At 63.7% G+C, this 13,937-nt stretch carries 13 protein-coding genes, 1 pseudogene and 1 riboswitch; of the genes and pseudogenes, 8 read left to right on the top strand and 6 right to left on the bottom strand.

The features are described from left to right. The first annotated feature begins 86 nt into the window (after positions 1-86). The gene (locus tag NLY37_RS19600) at positions 87-1,907 is read left to right on the top strand and encodes an ABC transporter ATP-binding protein/permease (protein ID WP_023737439.1); all 1,821 of its coding nucleotides are present in this window, start codon (positions 87-89) and stop codon (positions 1,905-1,907) included. 64 nt (positions 1,908-1,971) lie between these two features. After that, the gene (locus NLY37_RS19595; RefSeq protein ID WP_023714977.1) at positions 1,972-2,760 is read left to right on the top strand and encodes a DUF1194 domain-containing protein; all 789 of its coding nucleotides are present in this window, start codon (positions 1,972-1,974) and stop codon (positions 2,758-2,760) included. Between the two features lie 51 nt (positions 2,761-2,811). Here the strand turns inward: NLY37_RS19595 and NLY37_RS19590 are convergent, their stop codons facing one another. Next, on the bottom strand, positions 2,812-3,747 hold the full coding sequence (locus NLY37_RS19590) for a glycosyltransferase family 2 protein (protein ID WP_023673297.1): 936 nt from the start codon (positions 3,745-3,747) through the stop codon (positions 2,812-2,814). A 248-nt stretch (positions 3,748-3,995) separates the two neighbouring features. On the opposite strand from NLY37_RS19590, the gene NLY37_RS19585 reads away from it, so the two are divergent. Then, positions 3,996-4,316, top strand: coding sequence for a DUF1330 domain-containing protein (locus NLY37_RS19585; RefSeq protein WP_023694041.1), 321 nt, complete (start codon positions 3,996-3,998; stop codon positions 4,314-4,316). 7 nt (positions 4,317-4,323) lie between these two features. Here NLY37_RS19585 and metW read toward each other — a convergent pair whose 3' ends face one another. Beyond that, entirely contained in the window at positions 4,324-4,938 is a 615-nt protein-coding gene (metW, locus tag NLY37_RS19580) for a methionine biosynthesis protein MetW (RefSeq protein WP_023673299.1), read from the bottom strand. Then, the gene (gene metX, locus NLY37_RS19575; RefSeq protein WP_023742897.1) at positions 4,935-6,104 is read right to left on the bottom strand and encodes a homoserine O-acetyltransferase MetX; all 1,170 of its coding nucleotides are present in this window, start codon (positions 6,102-6,104) and stop codon (positions 4,935-4,937) included. Before metX ends, metW begins: the two co-directional genes overlap by 4 nt. 60 nt (positions 6,105-6,164) lie before the next feature. After that, positions 6,165-6,242: riboswitch (SAM riboswitch) on the bottom strand. Between the two features lie 125 nt (positions 6,243-6,367). Here metX and hisC point away from each other — a divergent pair. Together hisC and NLY37_RS19565 are read left to right on the top strand one after the other, a co-directional pair. Then, entirely contained in the window at positions 6,368-7,477 is a 1,110-nt protein-coding gene (hisC, locus tag NLY37_RS19570) for a histidinol-phosphate transaminase (protein WP_023742896.1), read from the top strand. 4 nt (positions 7,478-7,481) lie between these two features. Beyond that, positions 7,482-8,417, top strand: coding sequence for a prephenate/arogenate dehydrogenase family protein (locus NLY37_RS19565; RefSeq protein WP_023742895.1), 936 nt, complete (start codon positions 7,482-7,484; stop codon positions 8,415-8,417). Between the two features lie 7 nt (positions 8,418-8,424). Here NLY37_RS19565 and NLY37_RS19560 read toward each other — a convergent pair whose 3' ends face one another. Together NLY37_RS19560 and NLY37_RS19555 are read right to left on the bottom strand one after the other, a co-directional pair. Continuing rightward, the gene (locus NLY37_RS19560; protein ID WP_023742894.1) at positions 8,425-9,348 is read right to left on the bottom strand and encodes a sugar kinase; all 924 of its coding nucleotides are present in this window, start codon (positions 9,346-9,348) and stop codon (positions 8,425-8,427) included. A gap of 124 nt (positions 9,349-9,472) precedes the next feature. Then, the gene (locus NLY37_RS19555; RefSeq protein WP_023742893.1) at positions 9,473-10,471 is read right to left on the bottom strand and encodes a DUF2125 domain-containing protein; all 999 of its coding nucleotides are present in this window, start codon (positions 10,469-10,471) and stop codon (positions 9,473-9,475) included. 124 nt (positions 10,472-10,595) lie between these two features. On the opposite strand from NLY37_RS19555, the gene NLY37_RS19550 reads away from it, so the two are divergent. The 3 genes and pseudogenes from NLY37_RS19550 (at position 10,596) to NLY37_RS19540 (ending at position 12,950) form a co-directional block, all read left to right on the top strand. Continuing rightward, positions 10,596-11,129: a gamma-glutamylcyclotransferase gene (locus NLY37_RS19550; protein WP_023742892.1), complete on the top strand. Its 534-nt coding sequence runs from the start codon at positions 10,596-10,598 to the stop codon at positions 11,127-11,129. A gap of 164 nt (positions 11,130-11,293) precedes the next feature. Further along, the gene (locus tag NLY37_RS19545; RefSeq protein ID WP_023701390.1) at positions 11,294-12,241 is read left to right on the top strand and encodes an aldo/keto reductase; all 948 of its coding nucleotides are present in this window, start codon (positions 11,294-11,296) and stop codon (positions 12,239-12,241) included. Positions 12,242-12,324: 83 nt separating this feature from the next. Further along, positions 12,325-12,950, top strand: a pseudogene (locus NLY37_RS19540) (LysE family translocator). A 69-nt stretch (positions 12,951-13,019) separates the two neighbouring features. On the opposite strand, the gene NLY37_RS19535 reads toward NLY37_RS19540, so the two are convergent. Further along, entirely contained in the window at positions 13,020-13,829 is an 810-nt protein-coding gene (locus tag NLY37_RS19535) for a lysophospholipid acyltransferase family protein (RefSeq protein ID WP_023742891.1), read from the bottom strand. Positions 13,830-13,937 lie beyond the last annotated feature (108 nt).

Raw genomic sequence — 13,937 nt, 5'->3', positions numbered from 1 at the left:
TGCATTCGCGGTCCGTTTGAGCGGCGGATGCCTTCAAGTCTCTCCATCTGGTTTCAGCAACGCTTCTGAACGCAAGGACCTCGTGCATGGCTGATCAACCGGACAAGTCCGCCACCGCTCAGCCGGTAACCGTCGAAGCCAGCAGCCTGCGCGATCAGGTGGCGACGATCAAACGGGCGCTGATAGGCTCACCGGTGCGCAAGTGGCTGGTCTGGACGTCGGTCGGCATTATGGCGGTCATCGTCGCCACGTCGATCGGCCAGGTTCTGCTCAACCGCTGGAACCAGCCTTTCTACGATGCGCTGGCGCGTCGCGACATGGCGGCCTTCCTGCATCAGCTGATGATCTTTGCCGTGATTGCCGGCACGCTGCTCCTGCTCAACATCGCTCAGACCTGGCTCAACCAGATGATCCGGCTGAAGCTGCGCGAGGCGCTGACGCTCGACCTGATCGACCAATGGATGCGGCCGGCGCGGGCCTTCCGGCTCGCCAATGCCGGCGCCATCGGCGTCAATCCCGACCAGCGCATGCAGCAGGATGCTGCGCATCTGTCCGATCTGTCGACGGACCTCGGCGTCGGCCTGCTGCAATCCTTCATCCTGCTGGTGTCGTTCGTCGGCGTGCTTTGGCAACTCTCGTCGGGCTTCGTCTTCCACATCAACGGCTGGTCGCTGGCGATACCGGGCTACATGGTCTGGGCCGCGTTCCTCTATGCCGGCATCGCCTCCTGGCTGAGCTGGCTGGTCGGGCGGCCGCTGATCCGCCTCAACAGCGACCGCTACACCCGCGAGGCCGAGCTGCGTTCCGGGATGGTGCGCGTCAACGAGAATGTCGACGCCATCGCGCTCTATCACGGCGAAGCCGATGCCAAGAGACGGCTCGAAATCGACCTTGGCACGGTGCTGGGCGCGATGCGAAACATCTACAAAGCGCAGATCAACCTGTCCTGGGTGACCGATACCTATGGCTGGATCACCGTGGTGGCGCCGATCCTGGTGGCATCGCCGGTCTATTTTTCAGGCGATATCAGCTTTGGCGGGTTGATGATGGCGGTCGGCGCCTTCAACCAGGTGCACTCGTCGCTGCGCTGGTTCATCAACAATATCGGCGGCATCGCCGACTGGCGCGCCACGCTGATGCGCGTTGCCGACTTCCGCATTGCGCTCGATGAAACCGATGTGCTGCACGACAAGGAAAAGCGCATCGAATTCGGCGATAACGCCAATGGCAGCCTGACCTTCGAGAAGCTCCAAGTGGCCTCGCCGGAGGGCTGCACCAAACTTTCAGACAGCCATGTCGAGATCCATCCCGGTGAGCGCGTCATGATCACCGGCGACCCAGGCGCCGGCAAGACATTGTTCTTCCGCGCCATTGCCGGCCTTTGGCCCTGGGGCAGCGGGCGGATCGGCTTGCCGGCCGGAGAAACGCCGATTTTCGTGCCGCGTGTTCCGTATTTTCCTGCCGGCACGTTACGCGAAGTGCTGCATCCGAATGGCTCGGCGCCGGCTGGCGATGCTGATTTTGGGGCGGTGCTGGCCGAGGTCGGCCTCGAGCGGCTGTCATCCTCGCTCGACCGTTCCGCACGCTGGGAGCGTGAACTCAACGATGACGAACAGCGGTCGCTGGCCTTCGCCAGGCTGGCCTTGCGGCAGCCGAAATGGGTGATCATCGACGAAGCGATGGACGCGTTCGATGGTCCTTCGCTGCGAAGGGTACTGTCCATGCTGGAGAAACGCCTGCCGGAAACCGCGATCCTCAACATCGGGCGCGGACTGCACAATGGTCATTTCTTTCCACGCGCATTGAACATCGTGAAGGATACGGGTGCTGCGCCACTGAAACCCGCCCGAGTCAGGACCGGCGCCATCGACCCGCCGCCGAAAGCGGCCGTGCGGCGAAAGAAGTAGAAGGGGCTTTATTTCGCCGCGATCGCGGCGAAGATTCACGGGTCGAAACGTCCGTGGTGCGGCCATGCTCGATGCGCTCAGCCTGCTTGCCTGCCTTGCCTGCACCACGCCCGTGGCTGCCCCGGCCGTTGCCGTGGATGTCGAACTGGTGCTGGCCGTCGACATCTCACAGTCGATGGACGAGAGGGAGTTCGCGCTGCAGCGCGCTGGCTATGTCGAGGCCCTCAGGCATCCCGATTTCATCAAGGCCGTGCGCTCGGGAACCACCGGGCGCATCGCGCTTGCCTATTTCGAATGGGCGGGCGTCGTGCGCGAGGATGGCGTCATCGCCTGGCAGGTGATCGACAGCGCAGAGAGCGCCAACGCCTTCGCCGACAGAATAGAAGCGCGGCCGTTCCGCAGCTTTCGCGGCACCTCGATTTCCGGTGCGCTTGCCTTCGGCGCCGGGCTGTTCGAGGGCACGGGGTTCGATGCGCCACGCAGCGTCATCGACATTTCCGGCGACGGTCCCAACAACACCGGGCTGCCCGTCGCCACGACACGCGATGCGGCGGTGGCCAAGGGCATCGTCATCAACGGCCTGCCGATCCTGATCAGCCCGTCGCCGACGTTCAGCCATCTCGACCAGTATTATGACGACTGCGTCACCGGTGGGCCAGGCTCCTTCGTGTTGCCGATCTATGCGGCCTCGGAATTCGCCACCGCCATACGCCGCAAGCTGATCCTGGAGGTGAGCGGCATCGCCGATGCGACCGTGGTCCCGATCGATGCCGCCGCACCCATGGACTGCCTACAGGGCGAACGCGACCGGCGGCTATATTCCGACCCATATCTGCCGGAACTCGACAAATGAGGTTTGAGGCAGTTCGGAGGGGAAAGCCGCTGCGCGGCTTGTCGGCAAACTTCAGGCCGGCCGTGCACCGTATTTGTCGCGAAATTCGGCATAGAGATCGCGGCGCCAGCGCCGGCCGCCGACATAGCCACGCAACAGCTGCGGCAGCGAATAGCCAAGCGCCTTCGACGACCGGTTGGCCATATAGCCGGAGAACGCCTGCGAAACCCTGCCCTTGAGTGCATCGGCGATGAGCTGCCGGGCGATCATGTAAGGCGGAATGTAGGGGTAGCGGTCGGCGATATAGGGGTGCTTGTCGATCAAGCTCGCATAGGCTTCGACATAGCCGTCCCGGCGACCGGAGATCGAATTCTCCGAGTTGTACTTTTTCCAGTCGATCACTTCGGACAGCTGCGCGCCGCTGCGACGGGCAAAGCGCAGCAACAATTCGCGATCCTGCATGCGCGTGACGTCACTGTCGTAGCCGCCGATGGCCAGCAGCGACTCGCGCCGGGCGGTGATTGCCGACCCGGCAATGAAGATGGTCTGCGCGACAAGGGCCCGCTCCAGCGAGTCGCGGCTCAGCAGCGCCTCGCGGTTGACGCAGTTGGTGCGGCGATTGCCCTTCAGCGACACGAAGGAACTGATCAGCACTTCGAGCGAGGGATTGTTGTCGAACTGCTCCAGCGTCCGCGCCAGGCGATCCGGCAAATAGACGTCGTCGGAATCGAGGAATGTCACCACCGGCGCCTGCGCCCGCTCGATGCCGGCATTGCGGGCGGCATTGGCGCCGCGCCATTTCGAGCCAACATAGATCAGCCGTGGATCGCGGATTTCGGCAAGTGCGGCTGCCGTACCGTCGGTCGAGCCGTCATCGACGACAATGTGTTCGAACCGGGGAAAATTCTGCGCCAGCACGCTCTCCACGGCGCGCACCACCTTGCTGCGGCGATTGTGCGTCGGTGTGATCACCGAGATCAGCGGAGCGAGGTCGGTTGCCTTGGACATGTTGCTTCGATTGTGCCCCGAAATGCCTGGAGGCCGGAGGTTTTGATGGTCGCCGTCCAAGCCTTACCCCGGGATGGCATTCGATTCGACGCTACAAAAAACCAGCGGCAATGTCATCACAAACTGTTGAGCCAGGACGCCGGTAAGCCGGCCGATTACCCCAGACGTAATCGACCGATGGCCATCATGTCTGCAGATTGCGCCAACGAAGCCGGTCGTCGGGCTTCGATCTCACAGGGAGTTCAGCCATGGCCGCCTACGCCGTCGCCCATATGCGTCAAGTCACAATGGGCCCGCAGATTGTCGAGTATCTGCAGAGGATCGACGCCACATTGGAGCCGTTCGGCGGCCGCTTCCTTGTCCACGGCGGCGACATGGACGTGGTCGAAAACGAATGGCCCGGGCATCTGATCGTCATCGAGTTTCCGGACAGGGCGCATGCGTGGGGCTGGTACGATTCATCAGCCTATCGGGAGATTCTGGCCTTGCGCACCGACAACTCCCACGCCGATGTGATCATCGCCGATGGCGTTCAGCACCCGCACAAGGCGACGGACGTGCTGGAATAGGGGCAAACTACCGCTTCAGCAAGAACACCGCTTGCTGGCCGAAGAAATTCCAGAACCACCATGGCATCGACAGGCCGATCTTCTGGCCGTTGCCGTCGAGCGCGGTGGCTTTCTCGACCGAAGCGCCGAGTTCCTCGACCAGATTGACGAAGTCGCGGATGGTGCAGAAATGGATGTTGGGCGTGTCGTACCAGGAATAGGGCAGGTCCGCGGTCACCGGCATCCGGCCATTGACGAACAGCGACAGCCGCACCCGCCAGTGGCCGAAATTGGGGAAGGAGACGATGGCGCGGTTGCCGATTCGCAGCAGCTCGTCGAGCACCAGCTTCGGGTTGCGGGTCGCCTGCAGCGTCTGAGACAGGACGACGAAGTCAAAACCCTTGTCCGGATAGAATTCGAGGTCGGTATCGGCATCGCCCTGGATGACCGAGAGACCGCGCGCCACGCATTCATTGACGCCGCGCTGCGACAGCTCCAGCCCGCGGCCGTCGACCTGCTTGGTCTCCTGCAGGAGTTCGAGCAGCAGGCCGTCGCCGGAGCCGACATCGAGCACCCGCGACTGCGGCGGTATCAGGTTGGCCACGACTTCGAGGTCGACGCGCTGGCTGCCATTGACGCTCATGAGGCGAGCCCCCTTGCGCGGGCCGCCGAGCCGATGAAGCCCTTGATGGCGGCAAACAGTTCGGGTTCATCGAGCAGGAAGGCATCATGGCCGCGGTCGGTGTCGATCTCGACGAAGGAGACGGAGGCGCCGGCGGCGTTGAGCGCATGCACGATCGAGCGGCTCTCCTCGGTCGGGAACAGCCAGTCCGAGGTGAAGGACACCAGGCAGAAGCGGGTCTTGGTCCCGGCAAAGGCATCTGCCAACCGGCCGCCATGGTCGGCGGCGAGGTCGAAATAATCCATCGAACGGGTCATGTAGAGGTAGGAGTTGGCGTCGAAGCGGTCGACGAATGTCATGCCCTGGTGGCGCAGATAGCTTTCGATCTGGAAATCTGCGTCGAAACCGAAGGTCAGTGCTTCGCGGTCCTGCAGATTGCGGCCGAATTTCCGATGCAGGGCGGCTTCCGACAGATAGGTGATGTGGGCGGCCATGCGCGCCACGGCGAGCCCCTTTTCCGGGCGCTTGCCGTGCTCGAAATATTTGCCGCCATGCCAGTCCGGATCGGCCATGACGGCCTGCCGGCCGACCTCGTGGAAGGCGATGTTCTGCGAGGAATGGCGTGCGCCTGTGGCGATCGGCAGGGCCGAGAAGACGCGCTCGGAATAGCACGATGCCCATTCCAGCACCTGCATGCCGCCCATCGAGCCGCCGAGCACGCAAAACAGCTTTTCGATGCCGAAATGGTCGACCAGCATCAATTGCGCCCGCACCATGTCGCGGATGGTGATGATTGGCAGGTCGAGGCCGTAGGGCTTGCCGGTGGCGGGATTGGTCGAGGCCGGACCGGTGGAGCCGAGGCACCCGCCGATGACGTTGGAGCAGATGACGAAGAAGCGGTTGGTGTCGATGATCTTGCCGGGACCGATCAGCACTTCCCACCAGCCGGGCTTGCCGGTCACCGGATTGGTGTTGGCGACATGCTGGTCGCCGGTCAGCGCGTGGCAGACCAGGATGGCGTTGGTGCGGGCATCGTTGAGGGTGCCATAGGTCTGGTAGGCGATCTGGAACGGCGACAAAAGCGTGCCGGCGTCGAGCTTCAGCGGCTTGTCAGGGCCAAAACGCAACACCGGGCTCGACGGGCTGTCGGCCTCGTTGTTGGTTTTTGTAGCGCGGAGCGCGGCCATGTGACTCTCCTTGCCCGCCGTCAGGCAATAAAAAACCGGCAATGCGATCGCAAAGCCGGTTACGTCACGCAAACGGCCCTTTAGCGAGTTGTTTAACGTGGCTGCAAGCCGACCGGCCAAATCACCACGGAACTGTTGCGTTCTTCTAGAACTCGTGCGGCCCGGCGTCAACGGCCAGCTATGCCCGCCTCTCGACATTCGCGGCTACGGCTTGTATTTCCGCTGCGGCCTCCGGACGGAGGCATTCTGGATGGATTTGCGACATGGACAAGACAGCGGGCAAGGCACGGCCGACGCCCCGCGCGGGCATCATGGACATCGACGCCTATGTACCGGGCAAGAGCACGGCACCTGCCGGCGTCGCCAAGGTCCATAAATTGTCGTCGAACGAGAACCCGCTCGGCCCGTCGCCGAAGGCGATCGAGGCCGCGCGCGAAGTGGCCAGCAAGCTTGATGTCTATCCCGACGGCACCGCCCGCCGGCTGCGCGAGGCGATCGCCGAGGTGCACGGCCTCAACCCGGCAAACATCATCTGCTCCAACGGTTCCGACGAGATACTTGGCCTGCTGGCGCAGACCTATCTTGCGCCAGGCGATGAGGCGATTTTTACCGAACATGCCTTCATGGTCTACAAGATCTACATTCAGTCGGCGGGGGCCAAGCCGGTTGCTGTGAAGGAAACCGAGGAGCGCGCCGACGTCGACGCGATCCTGGCCGCGGTGACGCCGCGGACCAAAATCATCTTCCTCGCCAATCCCAACAACCCGACCGGCACCTATCTGCCGTTCCAGGAGGTCCGCCGCCTGCATGCCGCGCTCCCAGGCAACGTGCTTCTGGTGCTGGACGCGGCCTATGCCGAGTATGTCAGGCGCAATGACTATGAGGCAGGTATCGAGCTGGCGGGCAGCGCGCAGAATGTGGTCATGACCCGCACCTTCTCCAAGCTCGGCCTTGGCGGCGCGCGCATCGGCTGGATGTATGGCCCACTGCACATCGTCGATGCCATCAACCGCATCCGCGGCCCTTTCAACGTCAACGCAACAGCGATCGAGGCCGGCATTGCCGCCATCCGCGACCGCGCCCATGTCGAGCGCAGTTCGTTGCACAACGAGACCTGGCTCACCTGGCTGAATGAAGAACTGACGAAGCTTGGGCTGCGCGTGACGCCCAGCGTCGGCAATTTCGTCCTCATCCACTTTCCCGACGACAAGAAGCATTCGGCTGAGGCGGCGGACGATTACCTCACCCAGCGCGGCTATATATTGCGGCGCGTTACCGGCTATGGCTTTCCCAATGCGCTGCGCATGAGCGTCGGCACCGAAGAAGCAAATCGCGGCGTCATCGATGCCCTCACGACATTCCTGAAAAGCTGAAACAATGACAGCACCGATGTTTGAAAAGATCGCGCTGGTCGGCATCGGCCTGATCGGCTCGTCGCTGGCCCGCATCATCCGCCTTGAGGGCCTGGCCCGCCATGTCGCCATCGCGACGCGCAGCCCGGCCACGCTGGCGCGGGCGAAGGAGCTCGGTCTTGGCGAGAGCTACACCACCGACGCCAGGGAAGCAGTCCGCGACGCCGACCTGATCATCGTCTCGGTGCCAGTGGGGTCGTCGGGCGAGGTGGCGCAAGAGATCGCAGCGGCGCTGAAAAAGGGCGCCATCCTCACCGATGTCGGTTCGACCAAGGCCTCGGTCATTGCGCAAATGCAGCCCTATGTACCGGACGGCGTGCACTTTATTCCGGGGCACCCGCTGGCAGGTACGGAGAAATCGGGCCCGGATGCGGGTTTCGCCGACCTGTTCGAAAACCGCTGGTGCATCTTCACGCCGCTGCCGGGAACCGATCCGGCCGCGCTGGAAAAGCTGTCGGAATTCTGGCGGCGCTGCGGCTCCAACATCGACACGATGGACCCGCAGCATCATGACATGACGCTGGCCATCGTTTCGCATCTTCCGCACATCATTGCCTACAACATCGTCGGCACGGCCGACGATCTGGAATCGGTGACCAAGTCGGAAGTGATCAAATATTCGGCTTCCGGTTTCCGCGACTTCACCCGTCTGGCCGCCTCCGACCCGACCATGTGGCGCGACGTGTGCCTGCACAACAAGGATGCCATCCTGGAAATGCTGGCGCGCTTTTCGGAGGACCTCGCCTCGCTGCAGCGGGCGATCCGCTGGGGCGACGGCGACAAGCTGTTCGACCTGTTCACCCGCACCCGGGCCGTTCGCCGTTCGATCATCGAGGCCGGCCAGGATATCGACGTGCCGGATTTCGGCCGGCAGGCGGTCGAGCACCCGGTGAAAAGTTAAATCTGTTTCAGACGGGCCAGGTCGCCGCGACCATGGCCATTGCCTCGTCCCTGTTTGGCGCCCCCAGCCGGCCGCCGAAGCGCTGGCATTTGAGCGCGGCCGCCGCGCTGGCAAAGCGCAACGCCTGCTCGATCGGCATGGTTTCCGCCAACGCGACAGCAAAGGCGCCGTGGAAGACGTCGCCGGCGGCAAGCGTGTCGATCGCCTTGATCTTCGGCGCCGCGATGTGGCGCACGCATCCGGCGGACCGGTCATGCCACCAGCTTCCCGCGGCGCCGCCGGTAACCGCCACGAAGGCATCGGTGCGGCTGGCGAGGTCGGCACAGGCGGTTTCGGGGTCCAGCGCATGGCCGCAGACGATGCGTGCCGCCGTCTCCGAAGCGACGATGTGCGATGCCAGCGGCAGCAGGCGCTCCAGCACCTCAACCGGCGCCGTGTCGGCGTCGAGGATGGCGGGACGGCCGGCGCTGCGCGCGGCGGTCAAGGCAAGAGCGGCGGCGCCCGGCCAGCGCACATCGACCAGCACGGCATCGAAGCCGGAAAGATCGGCGACAGGCACCGCCTCGGGGTCGGCCTGCGCCTTTGGGTCGTAGAAGGGCACGATGATGCGCTCGCCATGAGCGTCGACCAGGATCGCGGCCAGCGCCGAGCGGGCGCCTTCGACGCGGCGGACAAAGCGGCAATCGACGCCCTCGGCCTCGATGCCGGCCAGCAATTGGTCGCCGACGGCATCGTCACCTGCACTTGCCCACAGGAACACCTCGGCGCCGAGACGGCGGGCGGCGCAGGCAGCACTTGTCGCCATGCCCGAGGCGATCTGGATGCCGTCCGAGGCGATGAACTTGCCCTGATGCGTGGGCAGGGTTTCGACGCGCAGGATGGTATCCAGCGTCAGCGCGCCAACGCTCAGCAGTTTCACCGGTCGGTTCATGCGTCGGCTTGCTCGAGCATGATCTCGCCCCAATAGCCGTTCCCGCTCTTTGCGATCATGCTCTATCTCTTTGTTTTAACGCAATTCCGGACGGAAAACCGCTCACACTTTTCCTGGAATTGCTCTAATCGAGCGGCTTGATCTTGCCCAGCGGAATGAAGCCGAGCGAGACCTTGCCCTTCACCACCTTGAGCGGCATCGACGGTTCGTTGCCGAGCAGCGCCAGACCGGCAAAGCCTTGCTCGATCTGGCTCTTCTGCTCGGGGATTGCGGTGGCGAGGATTGCCGCCACGGCTTTGGGATCCTGCAGCTTGATCGTCAGGTCGGCATTGACCTGGCCGTTGGCGTCGACCGACACCGGGCCGGAGACGGTGATGCGCGCGGTTCCCGACGACAGATCGAGCTTGTGGATGTCGACCGCCTGGCCGCGCAGGCTCCTGGCCTGCGTCTTCATCAGCGCGACGCCGTTCTTCAGCGTCGCGTCGCCGCTGCCGTCGAGCGGCGGCAGCACGCGCCCGCCGATCGCGTCGGCGTCGATCTCAAGATCGGTGAAGCTGCCGACGTAGCCGATGTCCTGGCCGTCGGGTCGCAACTCGCCCGCCGCGGTTCCGGCGCTGAACAGTGAAACCGGGTCGGTGTCGTCGGCCGGATCGGTCTGGCCGGACAAGCTCTCGGCCTGCAGCGAAATGCTGCGTGGCAAGGGCCAGGAGAGCTTGGCATTGGCCTGCAGATTGTCCCAGTCGATCCATAGCGGCGCCATCCCCGGCACCGAGGTGCGCAGCGGCCCACGCAACTCGGCGGCAGGCGACAAAGGCCGGATGAGCTCTGCAACGAAGTTGAAGCTGCCTGCCGAGGCGGCAACGTTCCTGGCGTCGTCCTCGTAAGCCAGATTGTCACAGGAGATGGCAAAACTCAGGGGGTAGCCGCTGACAGTGAGGTTGGCGCAGCCGGCCTCGATGCCTTTGTCCTTGAGCGAGGCCACCGCCTTGTCGGCTTCGCTGCTGACGCGACCGGCGACATAGAACCAGACCGCGCTGTAGACGCCGAACAGCATAACGACCAAGGCAGCGAGCCACATCAGCCGGCGGCGAAACTTCGACGGACGCTCGTCACTTGACGTCATGCTGCGGCTTTCATTAACGCGGGCGTGTTGCGGGTGGACTGTGGCTTACGCAACAAGCAAAAAGAACAGAAGAGCACCGATTCCGATGCGGCGGCGTCACTCTCGTGCAATCAGGCTTGGCGATATGGGCGATTTTTGGGTTTTTGGCTACGGCTCGCTGATCTGGCGGCCGGGATTTGCGCATGTGGAGACCCGCCGCGCGCGGCTTTACGGCTACCGCCGGTCGCTGTGCGTCTATTCCTTCGTGCATCGCGGCACGCGCCAGCGGCCGGGCCTGGTGCTAGGCCTCGACCGTGGCGGCTCCTGCATCGGGCTGGCCTTTCGCGTGCCCGGCGAGCTGCGCGATGAGGTGCTGACCTATCTGCGCGAGCGCGAATTGGTGACCAGCGTCTACCTCGAGCGTGTGCTCGATATCAGCCTCGACGGGAATGGGGCGGCCGCGGGAGAGAGAGTGAAAGCGGTCGCCTATATCGTCCACCGCCAGCATGAGCAGTATGCCGGCGGGCTCGACCCCGCGCATGCGGCAGGTGTTATCCGTGGCGCCGTCGGCCAGTCCGGAAACAACGAGGACTATGTGCTCAACACGCTGCAGCATCTCGCGGCGCTGGGTATCAGCGACCACTGGCTGGAAGAGGTGGCGAAGCGGATCGCCTCGTGAGCCAGTAGACCACGGCGAGCCTGCAGGCGAAGCGCTCGCGCCTTTGTGAAGCGCTGGCCCGCTGGAAAAATTGGCTGAGGCCTTTGACCTCGGCGCGGCGAGACCTAGCTTAGCTGCGGCCCGAAGCATTCGGGTCGCCCGCCGCCAGCCCACGGAGCCCCGTCTTGCAAAAACGCCGTCTCGGTCAAACCGACCTTTCCATCGCGCCGCTGGTCCTGGGCGGCAATGTCTTCGGCTGGACCGCGGACGAGAAGACCTCCTTCGACCTGCTCGACCGGTTCGGCGGCGCCGGCCTCAACGCTATCGATACGGCCGATGCCTATTCGCGCTGGGTGCCCGGCCACGCGGGCGGCGAGTCCGAGACCATCATCGGCAAATGGATGAAAAGCCGCGGCAACCGTGACAAGATCATCGTCATCACCAAAGTCGGCTCGGATATGGGACAAGGCAAGAAGGATCTGTCCGCTGCCCATATCGAAAGGGCAGTCGAGGCGTCGCTCAAGCGACTGCAGACCGACGTGATCGACCTTTATCTCTCGCATTGGCCGGACCCGACAACCCCTTATGAGGAGACGCTCGGCGCCTACCAGAAGCTGCTCGCTGCCGGCAAGGTCCGCCATATCGGCGCCTCGAATCTTGACGCCGGCCAGCTGCGCGCCGCGCTCGATGTTGCCAGCCTGCGCGGGCTGCCGCGCTACAGCGTGCTGCAGCCGGAATACAATCTCTACGACCGCTCATCCTTCGACGGGCCGCTGCATGATCTGTGCGTGGCCGAGGATATCGGCGTCATCACCTATTTCAGTCTCGCCAAGGGGTTTTTGAGCGGCAAATACCGTAGCGAGGCCGATCTCGGCAAAAGTGAACGCGGCGGCGGCGTGAAGGCTTATCTCAATGCGCGCGGCATGCGCATTCTGGCCGCACTCGACACTGTGGCGGCGCGCCATTCGGCCAAGCAGGCGGAAGTAGCACTCGCCTGGGTGATGGCGCAGCCCGGCATCACTGCGCCGATCGCCAGCGCCACGACGCTGGACCAGGTCGACAGCCTGGTGCGCGCCGCATCGCTGAAGCTCAGCGCGGAGGATCTCGTGGCGCTGGACAAGGCCAGCGCCTAGCCGCGCAGGTTCGGCACGATCGTTCAAGACGCCGGCTGTCCGCCTTGCCACACTGTTCTCCATTATTGTGGAGAAGAGGCAGCATGGCCGCAGACATTCTTTCGCAGGCGCAGCCCTGGCAGCAATTGCTGGCGCTGGTGCTGGCGGCAACCGTCGTCATGGGCAGTCCTGGCCCGGCGACGATCAGCGTCACGGCGATAGGGGCCGCCTTCGGCCTGCGCAATTCGCTTCACTACACATCGGGGATGATTTTAGGCACGGTCGCGGTGCTGCTGGTGGTGGCCACCGGCATCAAGGCTATCCTCACCTCGATGCCGGGCGTAGCGCCAGTGCTGGCGGTGGCTTCCGCCGCCTATATTCTCTACCTCGCCTATAGAATAGCGACAGCGCCGCCGCTGGCCGCGCGTGACAGCAGCGCGGTTCTGCCGACCTTCCTCGGCGGCTTACTGCTCGCCGTTGCCAACCCGAAAGCCTATGTGGCGATTGCTGCGGTCCTTGCTGGCTCCGCGACCGCAGCCGGCGCCGATGCTCTCGGCATCCCGGCCAGGCTGGCGGTTCTCACCTGATGATCGTAGCCATCCATGTGCTGTGGCTGCTGGCCGGCGCGGCCTTCGCCCGCACCCTGCGCCAGCCGCTGGCGTCGCGGATCATCAATCTGGCCTTCGCGGCGACGCTGGTGCTGACCACGGCGCTGGCGGCGTGGCCTTGAGCCGACCCGCAGAAGAGATCAAGCTTTGGTCTTTCTTGTTTTGGCGCAATTCAGGACGGAAAAAACCGCTCACACTTTTCCTGGAATTGCTTTGGCGGCCGCGGCGAGTTCGGCCAGCCGCTTGACCGCCGTCGGCGGCATTTGCGGCGGGTTAGGAGCCTGCGATGCCTCGATCAGCAGCTGGTCGCAGGCGACTTCCGTATCGCCGATCAGCCGGTCCATGAATTCGTCCTTGCCGAGCCCGGGCGGAATCGGCGGCAGGAAGCGGGCCTTGATGGTGCCGGGAAAGCGCAAGAATTTACGGCGAGGCCAATAGAGGCCGGCGACATGGGCGACCGGTACCACCGGGACGCCAAGCTGCGTATAGAGCTCGACAATGCCGTATTTGTAAGCCGGCTCGTCGCCTGGCGCTCGGCGCGTGCCTTCGGGGTAGATAATCAGCTGGCGCGGATTGCGCCCCATCTCCTGCTTTGTCGATGCTACGACCTGCTTCAACGCCTTGGAGCGGCTGCCGCGGTGAACCGGGATCATCCGCATCTTCAGGATGTACCAGCCGAAGAAGGGAATCCAGGTCAGCTCGCGCTTCAGGATATAAAGCGGGTCGTGTAAAAACGGAAAGAAAGCGATCGCGTCCCAAAACGACTGGTGTTTCGGCGCCAGGATGAAAGAGCCCTCGGGCAGGTTTTCGACGCCGGTGATGTCGCTCCTGGTGCCGGCGATCTTGTCGTAGAGCCACAGGCTGGTGCGCGACCAGAATTTAGGCACGAACCAGGCGCGATGGCGTGGCGAGAGGAAGTAGTAAGGGGTCCAGAGGACCATCTGGACGATCAGATTGACATAGAAGACGAAGTTGAACGCCAGCGAGCGGATATAGAGCATGCGGGGAAGGGCCCGTTGAGGAGGTGTGCGTTGGTTACACCAAGCGCGGGCAAAAAGGAAACGCCGCAATGGCCTGACATAGGCCGGCTCGCCACTGACTCAAGCCAG

The organism is Mesorhizobium sp. C395A (assembly GCF_030323205.1).
GTDB lineage: Bacteria > Pseudomonadota > Alphaproteobacteria > Rhizobiales > Rhizobiaceae > Mesorhizobium.
The sequence above is the reverse complement of the archived record's forward strand: the minus strand, read 5'-3'. Positions and strand labels throughout refer to the sequence as shown.

Bases quoted from the DNA above. Each gene is read 5' to 3' on its own strand.
- metX (WP_023742897.1), bottom strand. From the start codon at position 6,104: ATGGCCGCGCTCCGCGCTACAAAAACCAACAACGAGGCCGACAGCCCG.
- NLY37_RS19535 (WP_023742891.1), bottom strand. From the start codon at position 13,829: ATGCTCTATATCCGCTCGCTGGCGTTCAACTTCGTCTTCTATGTCAAT.
- NLY37_RS19565 (WP_023742895.1), top strand. From the start codon at position 7,482: ATGACAGCACCGATGTTTGAAAAGATCGCGCTGGTCGGCATCGGCCTG.
- NLY37_RS19595 (WP_023714977.1), top strand. From the start codon at position 1,972: ATGCTCGATGCGCTCAGCCTGCTTGCCTGCCTTGCCTGCACCACGCCC.
- NLY37_RS19600 (WP_023737439.1), top strand. From the start codon at position 87: ATGGCTGATCAACCGGACAAGTCCGCCACCGCTCAGCCGGTAACCGTC.
- NLY37_RS19585 (WP_023694041.1), top strand. From the start codon at position 3,996: ATGGCCGCCTACGCCGTCGCCCATATGCGTCAAGTCACAATGGGCCCG.
- hisC (WP_023742896.1), top strand. From the start codon at position 6,368: ATGGACAAGACAGCGGGCAAGGCACGGCCGACGCCCCGCGCGGGCATC.
- NLY37_RS19590 (WP_023673297.1), bottom strand. From the start codon at position 3,747: ATGTCCAAGGCAACCGACCTCGCTCCGCTGATCTCGGTGATCACACCG.
- NLY37_RS19550 (WP_023742892.1), top strand. From the start codon at position 10,596: ATGGGCGATTTTTGGGTTTTTGGCTACGGCTCGCTGATCTGGCGGCCG.
- NLY37_RS19555 (WP_023742893.1), bottom strand. From the start codon at position 10,471: ATGACGTCAAGTGACGAGCGTCCGTCGAAGTTTCGCCGCCGGCTGATG.
- metW (WP_023673299.1), bottom strand. From the start codon at position 4,938: ATGAGCGTCAATGGCAGCCAGCGCGTCGACCTCGAAGTCGTGGCCAAC.
- NLY37_RS19560 (WP_023742894.1), bottom strand. From the start codon at position 9,348: ATGAACCGACCGGTGAAACTGCTGAGCGTTGGCGCGCTGACGCTGGAT.